This window comes from Pedococcus ginsenosidimutans, assembly GCF_039544395.1.
GTDB classification, from domain to species: Bacteria; Actinomycetota; Actinomycetes; order Actinomycetales; family Dermatophilaceae; genus Pedococcus; species Pedococcus ginsenosidimutans.
Window position 1 is genome coordinate 361,635 of the sequence record NZ_BAABLO010000012.1, and the last position, 15,062, is coordinate 376,696.

The 15,062-nt window shown below is 70.9% G+C and carries 14 protein-coding genes; 3 read left to right on the forward strand and 11 right to left on the reverse strand.

The features are described from left to right. Positions 1–119: 119 nt before the first annotated feature. Positions 120–1,376, forward strand: coding sequence for an MFS transporter (locus tag ABEA42_RS16335; RefSeq protein WP_345504933.1), 1,257 nt, complete (start codon positions 120–122; stop codon positions 1,374–1,376). Between the two features lie 42 nt (positions 1,377–1,418). Further along, on the forward strand, positions 1,419–2,600 hold the full coding sequence (locus ABEA42_RS16340) for an MFS transporter (protein ID WP_345504934.1): 1,182 nt from the start codon (positions 1,419–1,421) through the stop codon (positions 2,598–2,600). Here the strand turns inward: ABEA42_RS16340 and ABEA42_RS16345 are convergent. The 11 genes from ABEA42_RS16345 to rpsA all read right to left on the reverse strand — a co-directional run bounded on the left by ABEA42_RS16345 (position 2,593) and on the right by rpsA (position 14,045). Beyond that, positions 2,593–2,988, reverse strand: coding sequence for a DUF202 domain-containing protein (locus ABEA42_RS16345; RefSeq protein ID WP_345504935.1), 396 nt, complete (start codon positions 2,986–2,988; stop codon positions 2,593–2,595). The genes ABEA42_RS16340 and ABEA42_RS16345 overlap by 8 nt on opposite strands. Then, positions 2,988–3,392: a YidH family protein gene (locus tag ABEA42_RS16350; protein WP_345504936.1), complete on the reverse strand. Its 405-nt coding sequence runs from the start codon at positions 3,390–3,392 to the stop codon at positions 2,988–2,990. The genes ABEA42_RS16345 and ABEA42_RS16350 overlap by 1 nt, the downstream gene beginning before the upstream one ends. Further along, complete coding sequence (gene coaE / locus ABEA42_RS16355; protein ID WP_345504937.1) at positions 3,385–4,575, reverse strand: dephospho-CoA kinase; 1,191 nt, start codon at positions 4,573–4,575, stop codon at positions 3,385–3,387. The genes ABEA42_RS16350 and coaE overlap by 8 nt, the downstream gene beginning before the upstream one ends. Before the next feature lie 25 nt (positions 4,576–4,600). Next, a complete protein-coding gene (locus ABEA42_RS16360; RefSeq protein WP_425572100.1) occupies positions 4,601–5,782 on the reverse strand; it encodes an ABC transporter ATP-binding protein in 1,182 nt (393 codons plus the stop codon). Continuing rightward, positions 5,779–6,840 (reverse strand): ABC transporter ATP-binding protein, encoded by a 1,062-nt coding sequence (locus ABEA42_RS16365; protein WP_345504938.1) that lies wholly within the window; start codon positions 6,838–6,840, stop codon positions 5,779–5,781. The genes ABEA42_RS16360 and ABEA42_RS16365 overlap by 4 nt, the downstream gene beginning before the upstream one ends. Before the next feature lie 34 nt (positions 6,841–6,874). Further along, entirely contained in the window at positions 6,875–7,888 is a 1,014-nt protein-coding gene (locus ABEA42_RS16370) for an ABC transporter permease (protein ID WP_345504939.1), read from the reverse strand. Positions 7,889–7,951: 63 nt separating this feature from the next. Then, positions 7,952–9,685 carry an ABC transporter substrate-binding protein gene (locus ABEA42_RS16375; protein WP_345504940.1) on the reverse strand — a complete coding sequence of 578 codons (1,734 nt, stop codon included), beginning with the start codon at positions 9,683–9,685 and terminating at the stop codon, positions 7,952–7,954. 102 nt (positions 9,686–9,787) lie between these two features. Then, on the reverse strand, positions 9,788–10,822 hold the full coding sequence (locus tag ABEA42_RS16380) for an ABC transporter permease (RefSeq protein ID WP_345504941.1): 1,035 nt from the start codon (positions 10,820–10,822) through the stop codon (positions 9,788–9,790). A 347-nt stretch (positions 10,823–11,169) separates the two neighbouring features. Further along, the gene (locus tag ABEA42_RS16385) at positions 11,170–11,637 is read right to left on the reverse strand and encodes a PPOX class F420-dependent oxidoreductase (RefSeq protein WP_345504942.1); all 468 of its coding nucleotides are present in this window, start codon (positions 11,635–11,637) and stop codon (positions 11,170–11,172) included. A gap of 10 nt (positions 11,638–11,647) precedes the next feature. Beyond that, complete coding sequence (locus ABEA42_RS16390) at positions 11,648–12,421, reverse strand: DUF4184 family protein (protein WP_345504943.1); 774 nt, start codon at positions 12,419–12,421, stop codon at positions 11,648–11,650. Positions 12,422–12,545: 124 nt separating this feature from the next. Then, complete coding sequence (gene rpsA / locus ABEA42_RS16395; RefSeq protein ID WP_345504944.1) at positions 12,546–14,045, reverse strand: 30S ribosomal protein S1; 1,500 nt, start codon at positions 14,043–14,045, stop codon at positions 12,546–12,548. Positions 14,046–14,203: 158 nt separating this feature from the next. Here rpsA and ABEA42_RS16400 point away from each other — a divergent pair, with 158 nt between their 5' ends. Further along, on the forward strand, positions 14,204–15,025 hold the full coding sequence (locus tag ABEA42_RS16400) for a class I SAM-dependent methyltransferase (RefSeq protein WP_345504945.1): 822 nt from the start codon (positions 14,204–14,206) through the stop codon (positions 15,023–15,025). The last annotated feature ends 37 nt before the right edge of the window (positions 15,026–15,062 follow it).

Consider the following 15,062-nt stretch of genomic DNA (forward strand, 5'->3'; position numbering starts at 1 on the left):
CGTATGCCCCGCCCCCGACAACGCACCTGTCGCAGGGATGTCGGCGCCCCGCGCTACGGTGAGCGGCCCGCTCGCGACACCCTTTCCGACACCCTTCCCGACCCCCTTGGAGGCCACCCGTGCCCGCCCCGGCGACGACGTCCCGACTCACGCGCCGCGGCATACCGGTCGACCCCCGTCTGCGGGTGCTCGCGCTGGGCACGTTCGTCAACCGCGCCGGTGCCGGGGCCACCCTGACGACCTTCGCCCTCTACTTCACCCGCGTCGTCGGGCTGTCGGCGGGCCAGGTCGGGCTCGCCCTCTCGGTGGCCGCGGTGGTCGGGATGCTCGCGCAGGTCCCCCTCGGCCACCTGGGCGACACCCGGGGTCCGAGGGAGGTCATGTCCGTACTCACGGCCGCGTTCGGCGCGGTCGGGCTCCTCTTCCTCGTGGTCCGCGACTTCTGGACGCTCACGCTGGTGCTGGCCGTCGTCACCGCCCTGCAGAACGGCGGTGGCGCGGTGCGCAACGGCTACATCGGCCGTGTCGCCGTCGGCGGGTCGGGGGTGGCGTTCAAGGCCTACCTGCGTGCGGTGACCAACCTGGCCATGTCCCTCGGGGCCGCCCTCGGTGGCGTGGCGCTGTGGGTCGACCGCCCATGGGCCTACCTGGCGGTGTTCGCCGTCGACGGCGTCACGGGCATCGTCGCGGGGCTGGTCAGCCTCCGGCTCCCGCACCTGTCCCCCGCCCCGGCGCGGGGAGCCGGTGAGCCCCGGCTCGCGGTCCTGCGCGACACCCCCTACGTCGTCGTGACCCTGTTGACCGGCATCGTCGCCATGCACTTCGTCGTCATGGAGATCGGCATCCCCCTGTGGGTCAGCCAGCACACGAAGGCCCCGACCGCGATCGTCGCGGTGCTGCTCGTCCTCAACACCGTCGCCGTGACGCTCTTCCAGGTGCGGATGACCCGAGGTGTGGACGGCGTCGTCGAGTCCTCGCGCGCCATGGTGCACGGTGCCCTGTGGATCGCCGCGGCGTTCGTCGTGATCGCGACCTCGGGTTGGCTGGGACCTGTCGGTGCCGCTGCGGTGCTGGTGGTGGGCGCCGCAGTCCACGTGGTCGGCGAGATGCGTTCCAGTGGTGGCCAGTGGGGTGTCCAGATGGGCCTGGCCCCGCAGGAGCGGCAGGGCCAGTACCAGGGCTTCGCCGGCCTCGGCTTCTCGCTGTCCAACGTCGTGGCGCCGACCCTCATCACGCTGCTGTGCATCGAGTGGGGCTGGCCGGGCTGGCTGGTCCTGGCCGCGCTGGTGCTGGGCGCCGCCCTCGCGCTGCGGCCGGTCACCGCGTGGGCGCAGCGGACGCGCGAACGCTACGGCGCCCTCTCGGCCACGGGCTGAGACATCGCTGCGAGCGCCCCGCTGCCCGCGTTGACTGCGGGGGTGGACACAGCTGCCGTCGGAGAGACCCGGCGGTGGGCGATGCTGCTGGCCAGCACCCTGGCCCAGGCAGCCTCGGCGACCGCCCTGCACGGACCTGCGTTCCTCATCCCGGTCCTCGTGCGTCGCCTGGGCCTGTCGCTCGCCGAGGCCGGCCTGGTCAGTGCCGCACCCGTGGTCGGCGTGATGCTCACGCTGGTCGCGTGGGGCCTGCTCGTCGACCGCCGTGGTGAGCGGCTCGTCCTCGTCACCGGCCTGGCGCTCACCGCGCTGGCCTGCCTCGCCGGCACCGTCCTGCACGGCGCGGTCGCCCTGTCGCTGGCCCTGTTCCTCGCGGGCGCGGCGGCCGCGTCGGCCAACGCCGCGAGCGGTCGCGTCATCGCTGGGTGGTTCCCACCCCACCGTCGCGGCCTCGCCATGGGGATCCGGCAGATGGCCCAGCCCCTCGGCGTCGGGGTCGCGGCGGTCACCATGGCCGTGCTGGCCGCCGACCACGGCATCGGCGCGGCCCTGTGGGTGCCCACCGCGGCAGCTGCCGCGGCTGCGGTCCTCGTGGCCGTGGTCGTGGTCGACCCGCCTCGGCCCTCTCGACGCGCCGTCCGGGCCGACAACCCCTACCACCGGGACCGCTACCTGGGCCGCGTCCACGGCGTCTCGATGCTGCTCGTCGTGCCCCAGTTCGTGGTGTGGACCTACACGCTGGTCTGGCTCGTCGACGACCGCGGCTGGTCCCCGGGCGCGGCCGGAGCCCTGGTCGCGCTCACCCAGGTCGCGGGGGCGCTGGGACGCATCGCCGTGGGGCACCTCTCCGACCGGGTGGGCAGCCGGATGCGGCCCCTGCTTTGGGTCGCCCGCGGCGCGGTCCTGGCCATGCTCGCCCTCGCGCTCACCACCGGCCTCGGCTGGGGACTGGCCGTGGCGGTGCTCGTCGTCGCCTCCGTGGTCACCGTGGCCGACAACGGACTCGCATTCACGGCGGTGGCCGAACGGGCCGGACCGTTCTGGAGCGGGCGCGCCCTGGGGGTGCAGAACACCGGCCAGTTCCTCGTCGCGGCCATGGTGCCGCCGCTCGCCGGGCTGGCGGTGGTGCACGCCGGGTACGCCGTGGCGTTCGCCCTCGCGGGCGCCGTTGCCGCGGCCGCCCTGCCCCTCGTGCCCGTGCGGGCCGAGGAACGGCTCACCTGAGCCAGAGGCTCACCCCGACTGCCGCACCCCCCACCGCGCAGAGGACGGTCACGGCCAGCACGAGCGTCATGGGGGTGTACGGGGAGTAGCCGCGCGTGTCGTCGCCGAGCTGCCCCAGCCGCCGGTGCACCGACCACACCAGGACCCCGCTCACGGCCATCGCCGCGGCGGCTCCCACGGCCACCGCGGTCACGTGCGTGCGCAGGGCCACGAACACCAGCGGCACGAGGCACACCAGCGCGGTGACGGCGGTCCGCTGCCACGCGAGGGCGGTGCGTTCCGGTTGGAGGGCCTCGCGTCCCGGGACGTGACCCGCCGGTCCGCTGCGCCCCCGGTGGAACGGGCCACGTCCAGCCGGCTGCCCCGCAGGCGGGCCGGGCAGCCTCATCAGTGGGTGAGCTCGACGACGGAGAGCCCGAGCGTCAGCACCGCCAGGGCGACCACGCCGGCTGCCAGCATGGCCAGCGCCCTGGGCGCCGGGAGCGGGAGCCGCAGCCGCAGCGCGCGCTCCACCCGGGCCCAGGCCGAGACCGAGCGCAGGGCCAGCGCGCCACCGCCGAGGCAGGAGGCCGCGCCCACGAGCGGGGCCCAGCCGGGCATGCCCGCGAGGCTCGACAGGGAGACGACGGCGACGCCGCCACCGACGAGCGCCAGCGCGGTACGCATCCACGCCAGGGCGGTGCGCTCGTTGGCCATCGAGAAGCGCGGGTCGGGCTCCTCGCCCACGCCGTACACCCTGGCCGGGCGCCGCGTGTCGTCGTGGTCGCCGTGCGCAGCGGGCTGCTCAGCCACGCCCCGGCTCCCAGCCACTGTGCACGGCCCACGCCTGCGCCCGTTCGTGCACCGAGTCGAACCACGGTTCCTTGGCGTCCGCGTACTCCCTGAGCGACGCACCACGGCCGGCGAGGCGCTGCTTGTCGGCGGCGTACTCCGCGCGCGCTACCGGGTCGGCACGCATCCAGTCGCGGAACTGCAGAGCCCAGCGCCACCCGGGGCCGCCCACCTCGCGCACGTGCACGTTGACCTGACGACCGGGGTCGGCGCCGGCGAGGAACCGCTTGGGCCAGGCGGTCCCGTCCTTGGCGTGGTCCTCGGCAGTCTGCTCGGGCCGCGGGAAGCCCGCGTCGTCCAGGGCCGCCACGACGGAGGGGACGTCGACGTCCTCGAGACGTCGCACGCCGAGCTGGAGGTCGACGACGTCCTTGGCGACGAGTCCCGGCACCGCGGTGCTGCCCACGTGATCGGCAGTCACGACGACGTCGCCGAGCACCCGCTGCAACCGGGCGAGCTGTCGCGCCGCCTGTGCCGGCCACGTCGGGTCGGGGTCGTGCAGGACCACCTGATCGGGCCGCTCGGCGCGTACCCGGTGCCTCACGTTGGCCTCGAAGGGCACGAGCCGCTGGTGCCAGAGCATGTCGACCTGGGACAGCAGGGCGTCGCGGGGACCGTCGTTGTCGAGCCAGACGTCGGCTGCCGCACGGCGCTGCTCGTCGGTCGCCTGCGCGCCGATCCGGCTGCGGGCGTCGGCCTCGGTCATGCCCCGGGTGGCCGCGAGGCGCCGCAGGCGGGTCTGCTCCGTCGCGCCGACCACGAGCACGAGGTGGTAGCCGGGGCCCATGTGCTTCTCCACGAGCAGGGGCACGTCGTGGACGACGACGGAGTCGGCGGGAGCGGCGGCGAACAGCTCGGCGGTGCGCCGGGCGATGAGGGGGTGCGTGATCGCCTCGAGGTCGCGTCGCGCCCGGTCGTCGCCGAACACCAGGGCGCCGAGGGCCGGGCGGTTGAGGGTCCCCTGATCGTCGAGGACGCCGTCCCCGAAACGCTCGACCACGGCCGCGAGACCCTCAGACCCCGGTGCCACGACCTCCCGGGCCAGCACGTCCGCGTCGACGACGACCGCACCGAGCTCCGCGAGGCGCCCCGCCACCGTGGACTTCCCGGACCCGATGCCCCCGGTGAGGCCCACGCGCAGCATGGCGCCACCCTACCGAGGCGACGCCTCAGAGGACCGGCGCCGCCGCCGGACCGGCGTAGTGGCACGCCACGCCGTGGTCCGCGTCGAGCGGCAGCTGGGCCGGCACCTCCTCGACGCACCGCTTGCGCTCCTGCTCGGTCAGCTCCTCCCGGAACCGCGGGCACCGGGTGTGGAAGACGCAGCCGCTCGGCGGGTTGATCGGCGACGGGAGGTCACCGGTGAGCAGGATCCGCGCCCGCTTGTTCTCCTTGCGTGGGTCGGGCAGCGGCACCGCGGACAGCAGGGCCTGGGTGTACGGGTGCAGGGGGTCGCCGTACAGCTCGTCGCGGTCGGCCATCTCCATGATCTTGCCCAGGTACATGACCGCCACGCGGTCGCTGATGTGGCGGACCACCGACAGGTCGTGGGCCACGAAGACGTAGGTGAGGTCGAAGTCGTTCTGGATGTCCTCCAGCAGGTTCACGACCTGGGCCTGGATGGACACGTCCAGCGCCGACACCGGCTCGTCGCAGACGATGAGGGAGGGGCGCAGCCCGATGGCCCGGGCGATCCCGATGCGCTGGCGCTGGCCCCCGGAGAACTCGTGCGGGTAGCGGTTGTAGTGCTCGGGGTTCAGGCCGACGCGTTCCATGAGCCGCTGGACCTCGGCCTTGACCCCGCCCTCGGGGTCGATCCGCTGGATGGCGAAGGGGGCCCCGACGATCGAGCCGATGGTCTGCCGGGGGTTCAGCGAGCCGTACGGGTCCTGGAAGATCATCTGCATCTCCAGCCGGAGCATCCGCAGGTCGTGCCCCGTGACGCCGGTGATGTCGCGTCCCTTGTAGCGGATGGTGCCCGCGGTGGGGGGCAGCAGCTGCAGGATGGTGCGGCCCGCGGTGGACTTGCCGCAGCCGGACTCCCCCACGACCCCCAGGGTCTCCCCCTTGCGCAGGCGGAACGAGATCCCGTCGACGGCCTTCACCGGGTCGGCCGGTCGTCGGAAGAGGCCGGAGGTCTTCATCGGGAAGTACTTCTTGAGGTCCTCGACCTCGAGCAGGACCTCCCCGAGCTCGACGCGGTTCCCGGTCTCCGTCCTGCGCCCGCTGAAGCGGCGGCGTCCGGGCGGCCCGGCAGTACTCCCCTCGTCGGGCCGCGCCCCGGGCGACACCCCGGAAGGCACCTCCGCCGGCCGACCGGACGGCACCTCGGGGGACGGGGTGGCGTTCACAGCGAGGGCCTGATCTGCGTCTGGAAGGTGCGGGTCCGCTCGTCCCGCGGGATGAGGCACCGTACGGGGTGCGGCGCGTCCGCCTCGAAGCCGGGCTCCACCTGGGCGCACCCGAGACGGGCGTCGTCCCTGAACGTGCAGCGCGGGTGGAACGCGCAGCCGGAGGGCGGCGAGATGAGCGAGGGCGGGTTGCCCGGGATGGGGCGCAGCCGCTCGATGCGCAGCCGGTCCATCCGGGGCATCGACTGCAGCAGGCCCCACGTGTACGGGTGCTCGGGGGCGTAGAAGAGCTCCTCGGCCTCGCCCCGCTCGACCGCGCGGCCGGCATACATCACGAGGATCTCGTTCGCCATCTCCGCGACCACGCCGAGGTCGTGAGTGATGATGATGATCGAGGAGCCGAACTCCTTCTGCAGCCCCACGAGCAGGTCGAGGATCTGCGCCTGGACGGTGACGTCCAGGGCGGTGGTCGGCTCGTCGGCGATGACCAGGCGCGGGTCGTTGACGAGCGCCATGGCGATCATGGCCCGCTGTCGCATCCCGCCCGAGAACTCGTGGGGGTACTGGTCGATCCGCTTGGCCGGGTTGGGGATCCCGACCCTGTCGAGCATGTCGATCGCGCGCTGCCGGGCCGCCGCCTTGGTCGTGTCGTGGTGCACCCGGTACGCCTCCACGACCTGGTTGCCCACGGTGTAGTAGGGGTGCAGGGCCGAGAGCGGGTCCTGGAAGACCATCGCGACGTCCTTGCCCCGTCGACGACGCAGGTCCTCGTCGGCGAGGCCCAGCAGGTCCACGCCGTCGAAGGAGATCAGGCCCGAGATCTCGGCCCGCGTCCCGCGGTACAGCCCCATGATCGCCTGGCTCGTGACGGACTTGCCCGACCCCGACTCGCCGACGATGCCGAGGGTCTCCCCCTGCCTGAGATCGAAGCTCAAGCCGTCGACCGCCTTGACCAGGCCGTCCTCGGTGGGGAACCGCACGCGCAGGTCACGCACCGACAGCAGCACGTCGCCGCGCGGTAGCCTCTCCTCGCTCTCGACGCTGAGCGCAGTACTCATCGACGACTCACCCCTCCCCTGCTCGCCGGGCACATCAGCCGAGCCTCACGCGCGGGTCGATGAACGCGTACAGCACGTCCACGATGATGTTGGCGGTGATGACGAAGAACGCGGCGACGATGACGATGCCCACGTCGACCGGCAGGTCGAACGTCGTCGACGCCTGCACGGCCAGCTTCCCGAGGCCGTCGTAGTTGAACACCGTCTCGGTGACGATGGCGCCCGCGAGCAGCCCGCCCAGGTCCAGCCCCGCGATGGTGGCGATCGGGGTCAGGGCCGCGCGCATGGTGTGCTTGAGGAGGATCTTGCGCTTCGGCAGGCCCTTGGCCACCGCGGTGCGGATGTAGTCCTCCCCCATCGACTCGATCACGAAGGCGCGTGTCAGCCGCACGTACGCCGCCATGAAGAACAGCGCCAGGGTGAGGCCGGGGAGCACCAGGCCCATCAGCCACGACGCCGGGCTCTCGCTGAAGGGTGTGTAGACCGGCACCGGTGTCAGCTGCCACTTGATGGCGACGTAGATGTACAGCGTCAGGCCCACGAAGAACGTGGGGAAGGCATAGAAGACCAGGGAGGTGCCCACGAGGGCGCGGTCGGTGAACCGCCCCTTCCTGAGCGCCGCGATGACCCCGCCCGAGACGCCGAGCACCATCCACATGATGAAGGCGGCGAAGGCCAGTGAGGCCGTGACCGGCAGCTTGCTCATGAGGATGGACGTGACGTTGTCGTTCATCAGCGGCGAGTAGCCGAGGCACGGTGCCGGGCACTTCGCGATGGTCTGCGGGGCCGTCTTCTTGAGGGCGGGGTCGTCGGGGAACTCGCGACCGACGAAGACGCCCTTGACGAAGTCCGCGTACTGCGCGACGACCGGCTTGTCGTAGCCCAGCGCCCTGCGGTTCTGCTCGATGAGCTCCGGGGTGCAGTTCTTGCCACAGGTGAAGCGGGCCGGGTCGGCACCGCCGGAGAAGAACAGCAGGTACGTGACGGCCGACATGACGAAGAGCATCACGATGCCGGTGACCACGCGACGGACGACGTAGGCGAACACAGCACCCCCTCACTCGGTGGGCGGGACCGTGGGAGGGCGGGCGCCCTCCCACGGGTGGTGCTACTACTTGGTCTTCACCCCGATGGAACCCAGCTCCGGGTAGCCGTTGGAGGCGGGCGTCTGCATGTAGTTCGTCACGCCCGACCCGTGGAGGAAGAAGAAGCGGTCGACCGACAGCGGGACGTACGCGACGTCCTGGCCGAGGAGGTCGTCGAGCTTGTTGAGCACCGCCGCCGCCGACTGCACGTCGGGCTTGGCGGCCGCCTCGTCGATCAGCTTGTTCGCCGCGTCGCTGCTGTAGTTGCCGTAGTCCTGCCCGTTCGACTTCGGAGTGAGGTTGATCCGGGCGTCGAACAGCGGTGGCGTCACGGTCGCCTGAGTGGGCCAGTCAGCGCCCCAGCCGCCCCACATCACGTCGGACTTGTTGTTGGACGGGTTCTGGATGACGTCGTAGTAGGTGTCGGTCAGGGCGTCCAGGGTCACCTTGAAGCCGGCCTTGTCCCAGCCAGCCTTGAGCGCGGCGGCCGAGTTGTCACTGGCCGGGGTGCCGCCCTGGTAGGTGTAGGTGATGGGGTACGGCATGGGCACACCCGCCTGCTGCAGAAGCTGCTTCGCCGCGGCCGGGTCGCCGGTGGGTGGGGCGGTGAAGTTCGGGTTGTCCTTGTAGCCGATGAGGACCGGGTTGACGATGGACTTCGCCGGGCGCCCGTACTTGTCGCCACCGCGCGCGGTGATGTAGCCCTGCCGGTCCGTCGACATCTTCAGGGCCTCGCGGACCTTGAGGTTCTTCACGCGGTTGAAGTTGGGCAGGACGTAGTCGACGAACGGCGCGTCGACCAGGGTGCTGCGTGCCTTCACGGCCGGGTTGCTGTCGACCTGGCTGTAGAACGCCGGCGGGACGTTGCGGTCGGTCACCGCGTACTTGTCGTTGCCGCTGTCCGCGATCAGCCGCTGCGCGATGATCTCCTCGGTCAGGCCCTCGATGAAGACGATCTTGTCGGGGAGCGCCTTGCGCAGGGTGTCCTCCTTGGGGTCCCAGTTCGGGTTGCGCACGAACGTGCCACCGACGCCCTTCTTCCACGTGCCCTGGATCATGTAGGGCCCGTCGGAGAAGATCGCGTAGTTGGACTGGTCGCCCTTGTCCTGGTCGGCCCGGTAGGGGGCGAAGCTGCGCAGCGACGCGATGGCGAGCGGGAAGTCGGCCCACGGCTTGTTGAAGTGGTAGGTGATCTTCTTGCCCTCGCAGGTCACGGCCTTGTCGAACTCCGCCTGCCCCGCCTTCTTGTACGGCCCGTTGTAGACCGGGAGACCGTTCTTGTTCGGCACGTCGAGGTAGGCCAGCGCATAGTTGGGTCCACCCGTGATCACGTCGGTGGCGAAGCCGCGGGAGAAGCCGTACTTGAGGTCCTCACAGGTGATCGGCTTCCCGTCCTGCCACTTGACGCCGTCCTTGAGCGTGAAGGACCACACCTTGCCGCCCTCGGTGGAGGTCCCGGTGTCGGTGGCGAGGTCGGGTACGGGCGTGGTGCCCTTCTTGACGTCGGTCTCGATCGGGAACGACACCAGGTCGCGGTAGAAGAGCCGGTTCTCGTTGGCCAGGTCGCGACCGATGTACGTGCGCTGGGGGTCCAGGTGCTCCGCGGACCGCTTGGTCAGGTAGTAGAGCGTGCCCCCCTTCGCGGTGCCGGCTGCTCCCCCGCTGCCGCTCGACGACGGGGCGGTGGTGCCACTGCAGGCAGCCATGGCAAGCACCGAGCCGGCGGCCAGGAGTGTCAGCGCACCATTCCTCGTGATCATCATGTGCTCTCCTTAGATCTCTGCACCGATCGTGTCGATGCGCTCGGCCCGCGCCGGCTCAGCGCGAGAAGTGTTGGGGCGCAACGCGTCCCGTGTTGGGTTTCACCGTCCGGCCTTCGGGTCGAAGGCATCCCGAAGCCCGTCGCCCAGCAGGCTGAACGAGATCACCAGGACCGCGATGGTCAGGGCGGGGTAGAAGAAGAAGGTGAAGTCCGCCGGGGCGTAGTTCACCGAGTACTTCAGGATGTTGCCCAGCGTGGGGGTGGGCGGTTGGATGCCCACCCCGAGGAAGCTCAGGGTGGCCTCCGCGGAGACGTTCACCGGCAGGAGCAGGGTGAAGTAGACGAGGATCGGGGCCCAGAGGTTCGGGACCAGCTCCTTGACGTAGATGCGGCCGTTCCTGGCCCCGAGGCTCCGGGCCGCCTCGATGAACTCGCGCTCGCGCAATGAGAGCACCTGGCCCCGGATGATCCTGGCGATGTACGGGATCGCGAAGATCCCGAGCACCAGGATGATGTAGAGCCCGTTGCTGGGGTTGCCCGCCGGCACACCGAGCGACGTGAGCCGCTGGATGAACATCCCCGACAACGCCAGGAGCATCAGCGTCTGCGGGAAGGACAGCATCATGTCGATGAAGCGGGTGATGAAGAAGTCCGACTTGCCCCCACGGAACCCTGCCACGACCCCGAGGGCGGTGCCCCCGACGATCGAGATGACGGTGGCCGAGAGCGAGACGATCATCGAGAAGGTCATCCCGAGCAGGATCCGCGACAGGACGTCGCGCCCCGTCCCCGGCTCCAGGCCCAACGGGTGCGACAGGCTCATCCCCCCGGGCGTGCCCGACTTCGGCAGGCCACCGGTGTTGGGGTCGATGAGCTCGCCGTGGAACGAGTTGGGGTCGAGGACCCCGAGCCTGGACAGCAGCGGCGCCACGACGGCCACGACGACAGCCAGCACCACCACCGTGAGGACTCCCATGGTGATCTTGTCGCGCCCCAGGCGCGCCCGGGCGAGCTGGGCGGGGGTTCGCCCTGCGATGGCCTTCTCCGCGGTCTCGGCCCGGATGGCCAGGTCGGAGTCCAGGGTGTCGACCGGGGCGTCACGCTGGGGTCCGGTGTCCCTCGGGTGGTCGGTCATCTGACGACCAGCGAAGTCCGATCCACGGCCGGAAGCCCGCGCCGAGGACGAGTCCTCGCTGTGTTGCGGCCGTGGTCAGGAGCCATGGGACACCATCTCCTCTACCCGCAGTCTCGACCCGCCCCTGACCACGGTCAATGACCCCTGGGTCTCGATTCGGCCGCGGTAAGGACACGCCGAGACCTCGGTCGCGAGGAGGCGCGGTCGACGAAATGCCAGCAGGCGCAATGCTTTTGGCGCGAGAGGTGGAGAGCGCCCCTATTTGGGCGAGTTGCGAGGTCCGTCCAGCGGACTACGAGCACCGCGGGGGCAGGGACCGGCACCGGCCCCTGAGGACTACGAGGAAGTCAGCTGTCGGCGAGGTGCGCGGGGAAGCCGCCGGTGGCGACCGGCCCCCACCGCGTCGGGGTGACGCGCAACAGCGACTTGTCCTGGGTCACCATGGCCTGGCGGTACTCGTCCCAGTCGGGGTGCTCGCCCGAGATGTTGCGGAAGTACTCGACGAAGGGCTCCACGTCGTCACGGGCGTCGATGACCTCAGCGTCGCCGTCCACCTGGACCCAGGCACCGCCGAAGTCGTCCGACAGTACGAGGACACTCGCCTGCGGCCGCTTGCGGAGGTTGGCGGTCTTGGCCCGCTCGCGGTAGCTGGAGATGACCAGCCGTCCGCTGTCGTCGACTCCCCCGGTCACGGGCGAGGACTGCGGCCGTCCGTCGGCACGGGTCGTGATGAGGACCATGTGGTGGCGGGGCCGGACGAACTCCAGCAGCCCCTCGAGGTCGACGTCGGTGTTGGTCGCGATGGTTCGAGCCATGGCCCCATCCTCACACGCTGACGGCGCTGCGCACCGCCCGGCGCCGACGCAGGCGCCACCAGCCACCCGAGGCCACCACGGCCGCCACGGCCGTGAACCCCACGGCCCGCGTGAAACCCAGGAACAGCGCGTTGACCAGGTGCGCGTGGCTGGGCACCTCCAACGCCGTGAGCCCGGTGCACAGCAGGACGGGGAGGGCCACTGCCGTCACCCGGACCAGGGCACGCTCGCGAGCAGACAGCACCGCGGTCGCATCGTGCACGGGTGCTGCGCGCTGCAGGACGACCCACGCCCAGACCACGAGGACCGCCATGCCGACCAATCCCGACGCGTCCTGCAGCACCGAGTACGCGGGCTGGGCCCCCAGCAGCGGCTCGTCGAGGGCCGGCACCCTCCGGACGACCCAGCCGTCGTGGTGGGTGAAGGCGTCCCACGCGACGTGGGTCAGGGAGCCGGCGAACAGTCCCACGACGACCCACGGCCAACGGTCCGGGGACGGGGGTCCCCACACCGGGACGCGCGCCCGCCACGGCCGTGGGAGCACGTCACGGAACGCCGGTGCCACGAGGCCCCACCACGCGACCAGGACGGCGAGGCCGATGGCCGGGTCGAGGGTGAGCAGACCGGTGAGCGAGTGCGACAGCGGGCGGACCCACCCGATGGGCGTGAAGTACACGAGGTCGGGAGACATCGACCCGACGACCCACGCGGCGGGGACCACGTACCTCGCGCGTCGGCCCACGACGGGCAGGACCGCGGCGACGTGGGCAGGCGTGAAGGGCACTGCCGCACCCTAACCGGACACCACGTGCCCCGGGTACGCCGAGAGGCCCGGCTCCCCCCAACAGGGGAACCGGGCCTCTCGGAGCCGGTACGTCGCGCACCGTGGTGCGCGCCGTACGTGGGCCTCAGTTGCCGGTGAGCTTCTCGCGCAGCGCGGCGAGGGCCTCGTCGGAGGCCAGGGTGCCCTCGGAGACCGGAGCAGCCGGGCGGCTGCTGCCCGAGTCGCTGTCGGACGAGGACGAGCCCGAGTCGGACGAGTAGGACGTCGCAGCACCAGCGTTGGCCGCAGCCTCGGCGTCGGCCTTGGTGGCCTCCTCGACCTGGGCCTTGTGGGCCTCCCAGCGGGCGTGGGCCTCGGCGTACTGCTTCTCCCACTTCTCGCGCTGGGTCTCGTAGCCCTCGAGCCACTCGTTGGTCTCGGGGTCGAAGCCCTCGGGGTACTTGTAGTTGCCCTGCTCGTCGTACTCCGCGGCCATGCCGTAGAGGGTCGGGTCGAACTCGGCGACGGGCGCGCTGTCGTCGTTGGCCTGCTTGAGGCTCAGCGAGATCCGGCGACGCTCGAGGTCGATGTCGATGACCTTGACGAAGATGTCGGAACCGACCGTGACGACCTGCTCCGGCAACTCCACGTGGCGCTCGGCCAGCTCGGAGATGTGGACCAGGCCCTCGATGCCGTCGTCGACGCGCACGAACGCACCGAACGGGACGAGCTTGGTGACCTTGCCCGGGACGACCTGGCCGATCGCGTGGGTCCGGGCGAAGTGCTGCCACGGGTCCTCCTGCGTCGCCTTGAGCGACAGGGAGACACGCTCGCGGTCCATGTCGACGTCGAGCACCTCGACGGTGACCTCCTGGCCCACCTCGACGACCTCGGACGGGTGGTCGATGTGCTTCCAGGACAGCTCGGAGACGTGGACGAGGCCGTCGACCCCGCCGAGGTCCACGAACGCACCGAAGTTGACGATCGAGGACACGACGCCGGAGCGGACCTGCCCCTTCTGGAGCTCCTTGAGGAACGTGGTGCGGACCTCGGACTGCGTCTGCTCGAGCCAGGCACGGCGCGACAGGACCACGTTGTTGCGGTTCTTGTCGAGCTCGATGATCTTGGCCTCGATCTCCTTGCCCACGTAGGGCTGGAGGTCGCGGACGCGACGCATCTCGACGAGGGACGCGGGCAGGAAGCCACGCAGGCCGATGTCGAGGATGAGGCCACCCTTGACGACCTCGATGACGGTGCCGGTGACGACGCCGTCCTCTTCCTTGATCTTCTCGATCGTGCCCCAGGCGCGCTCGTACTGCGCACGCTTCTTGGACAGGATCAGGCGACCTTCCTTGTCCTCCTTCTGGAGGACAAGGGCCTCGACCTCGTCGCCGACGCTGACGACCTCAGAGGGGTCGACGTCGTGCTTGATGGAGAGCTCGCGCGAGGGGATGACACCCTCAGTCTTGTAGCCGATGTCGAGCAGGACCTCGTCCCGGTCGACCTTGACGATGCGACCCTCGACGATGTCGCCGTCGTTGAAGTCCTTGATGGTCGCGTCGATGGCGGCAAGGAGGTCTTCCTCAGAGCCAATGTCGTTGATGGCGATCTGAGGGGCGGTCTTCTCGACCGTGCTGGCAGTCATGTAGTAGGAACTCCGATGATGGACAGTGAATAGAAGTGGGTGTTGTGTGCGCGCACCGGGCGCCCCGCGAACGGCGGCACGACGAAACCCGCACACGGATGTGCTCCCCCACACTACCGAGGCGGTCCCCGCACGGTCAAAACACGAACGGAGCAGCCGTGGACGAGTTTGCGCAGGTCAGCCGCCGGGAGGCGGGAGCGGAGGAGACTGCCGTCGCGAACCGGTCCTGGTGGGACGCCGAGGCGGGCGGGTACTACGCGGAGCACGGCAGCTTCCTCGGTGACACCGAGCTCGTGTGGGGCCCCGAGGGCTGGCGCGAGGACGAGCTCACCCTGCTCGGCGACGTGGCCGGAAGGCAGGTGCTCGAGATCGGGGCCGGTGCCGGCCAGGGGTCGCGCTGGGTGGCGCGGCACGGCGGCCGCGTGGTCGCCACCGACCTGTCCGCCGGGATGGTGCGCCAGGGCCTCGACCTCAACCTGAGGTCGACATCGCCCGGAGGCCCCGGCCCCGTGGCCGTGCCGTTCGCCCAGGCCGACGCCGTGGCCCTCCCCTTCGCCGACCACGCCTTCGACCTCGTGTTCACCGCGTACGGCGCCGTGCCCTTCGTGGCCGACACGGCCCTGCTCATGCGGGAGGTGGCCCGCGTCCTGCGGCCCGGTGGCCGGTTCGTCTTCTCCACGACCCACCCGGTGCGGTGGGCCTTCCCCGACGACCCCGGTCCCGACGGGCTCACGGCGACCCAGTCCTACTTCGACCGCACGCCGTACGTCGAGAGCGACTCCGACGGGGAGGCGACGTACGTCGAGCACCACCGCACGCTCGGGGACCGGGTGCGCGAGCTCGTCGGCGCCGGGCTGTTCCTCGTCGACCTCGTCGAGCCGCCGTGGCCCGAGCGCAACGAGCAGTCCTGGGGCGGCTGGTCGCCCCTGCGCGGACGGCTGCTCCCGGGCACGGCGATCTTCGTCTGCTACCGCCCCTGACCTGCCTCTTCGCCGGAAACGGGTGCGCTGCTCGACG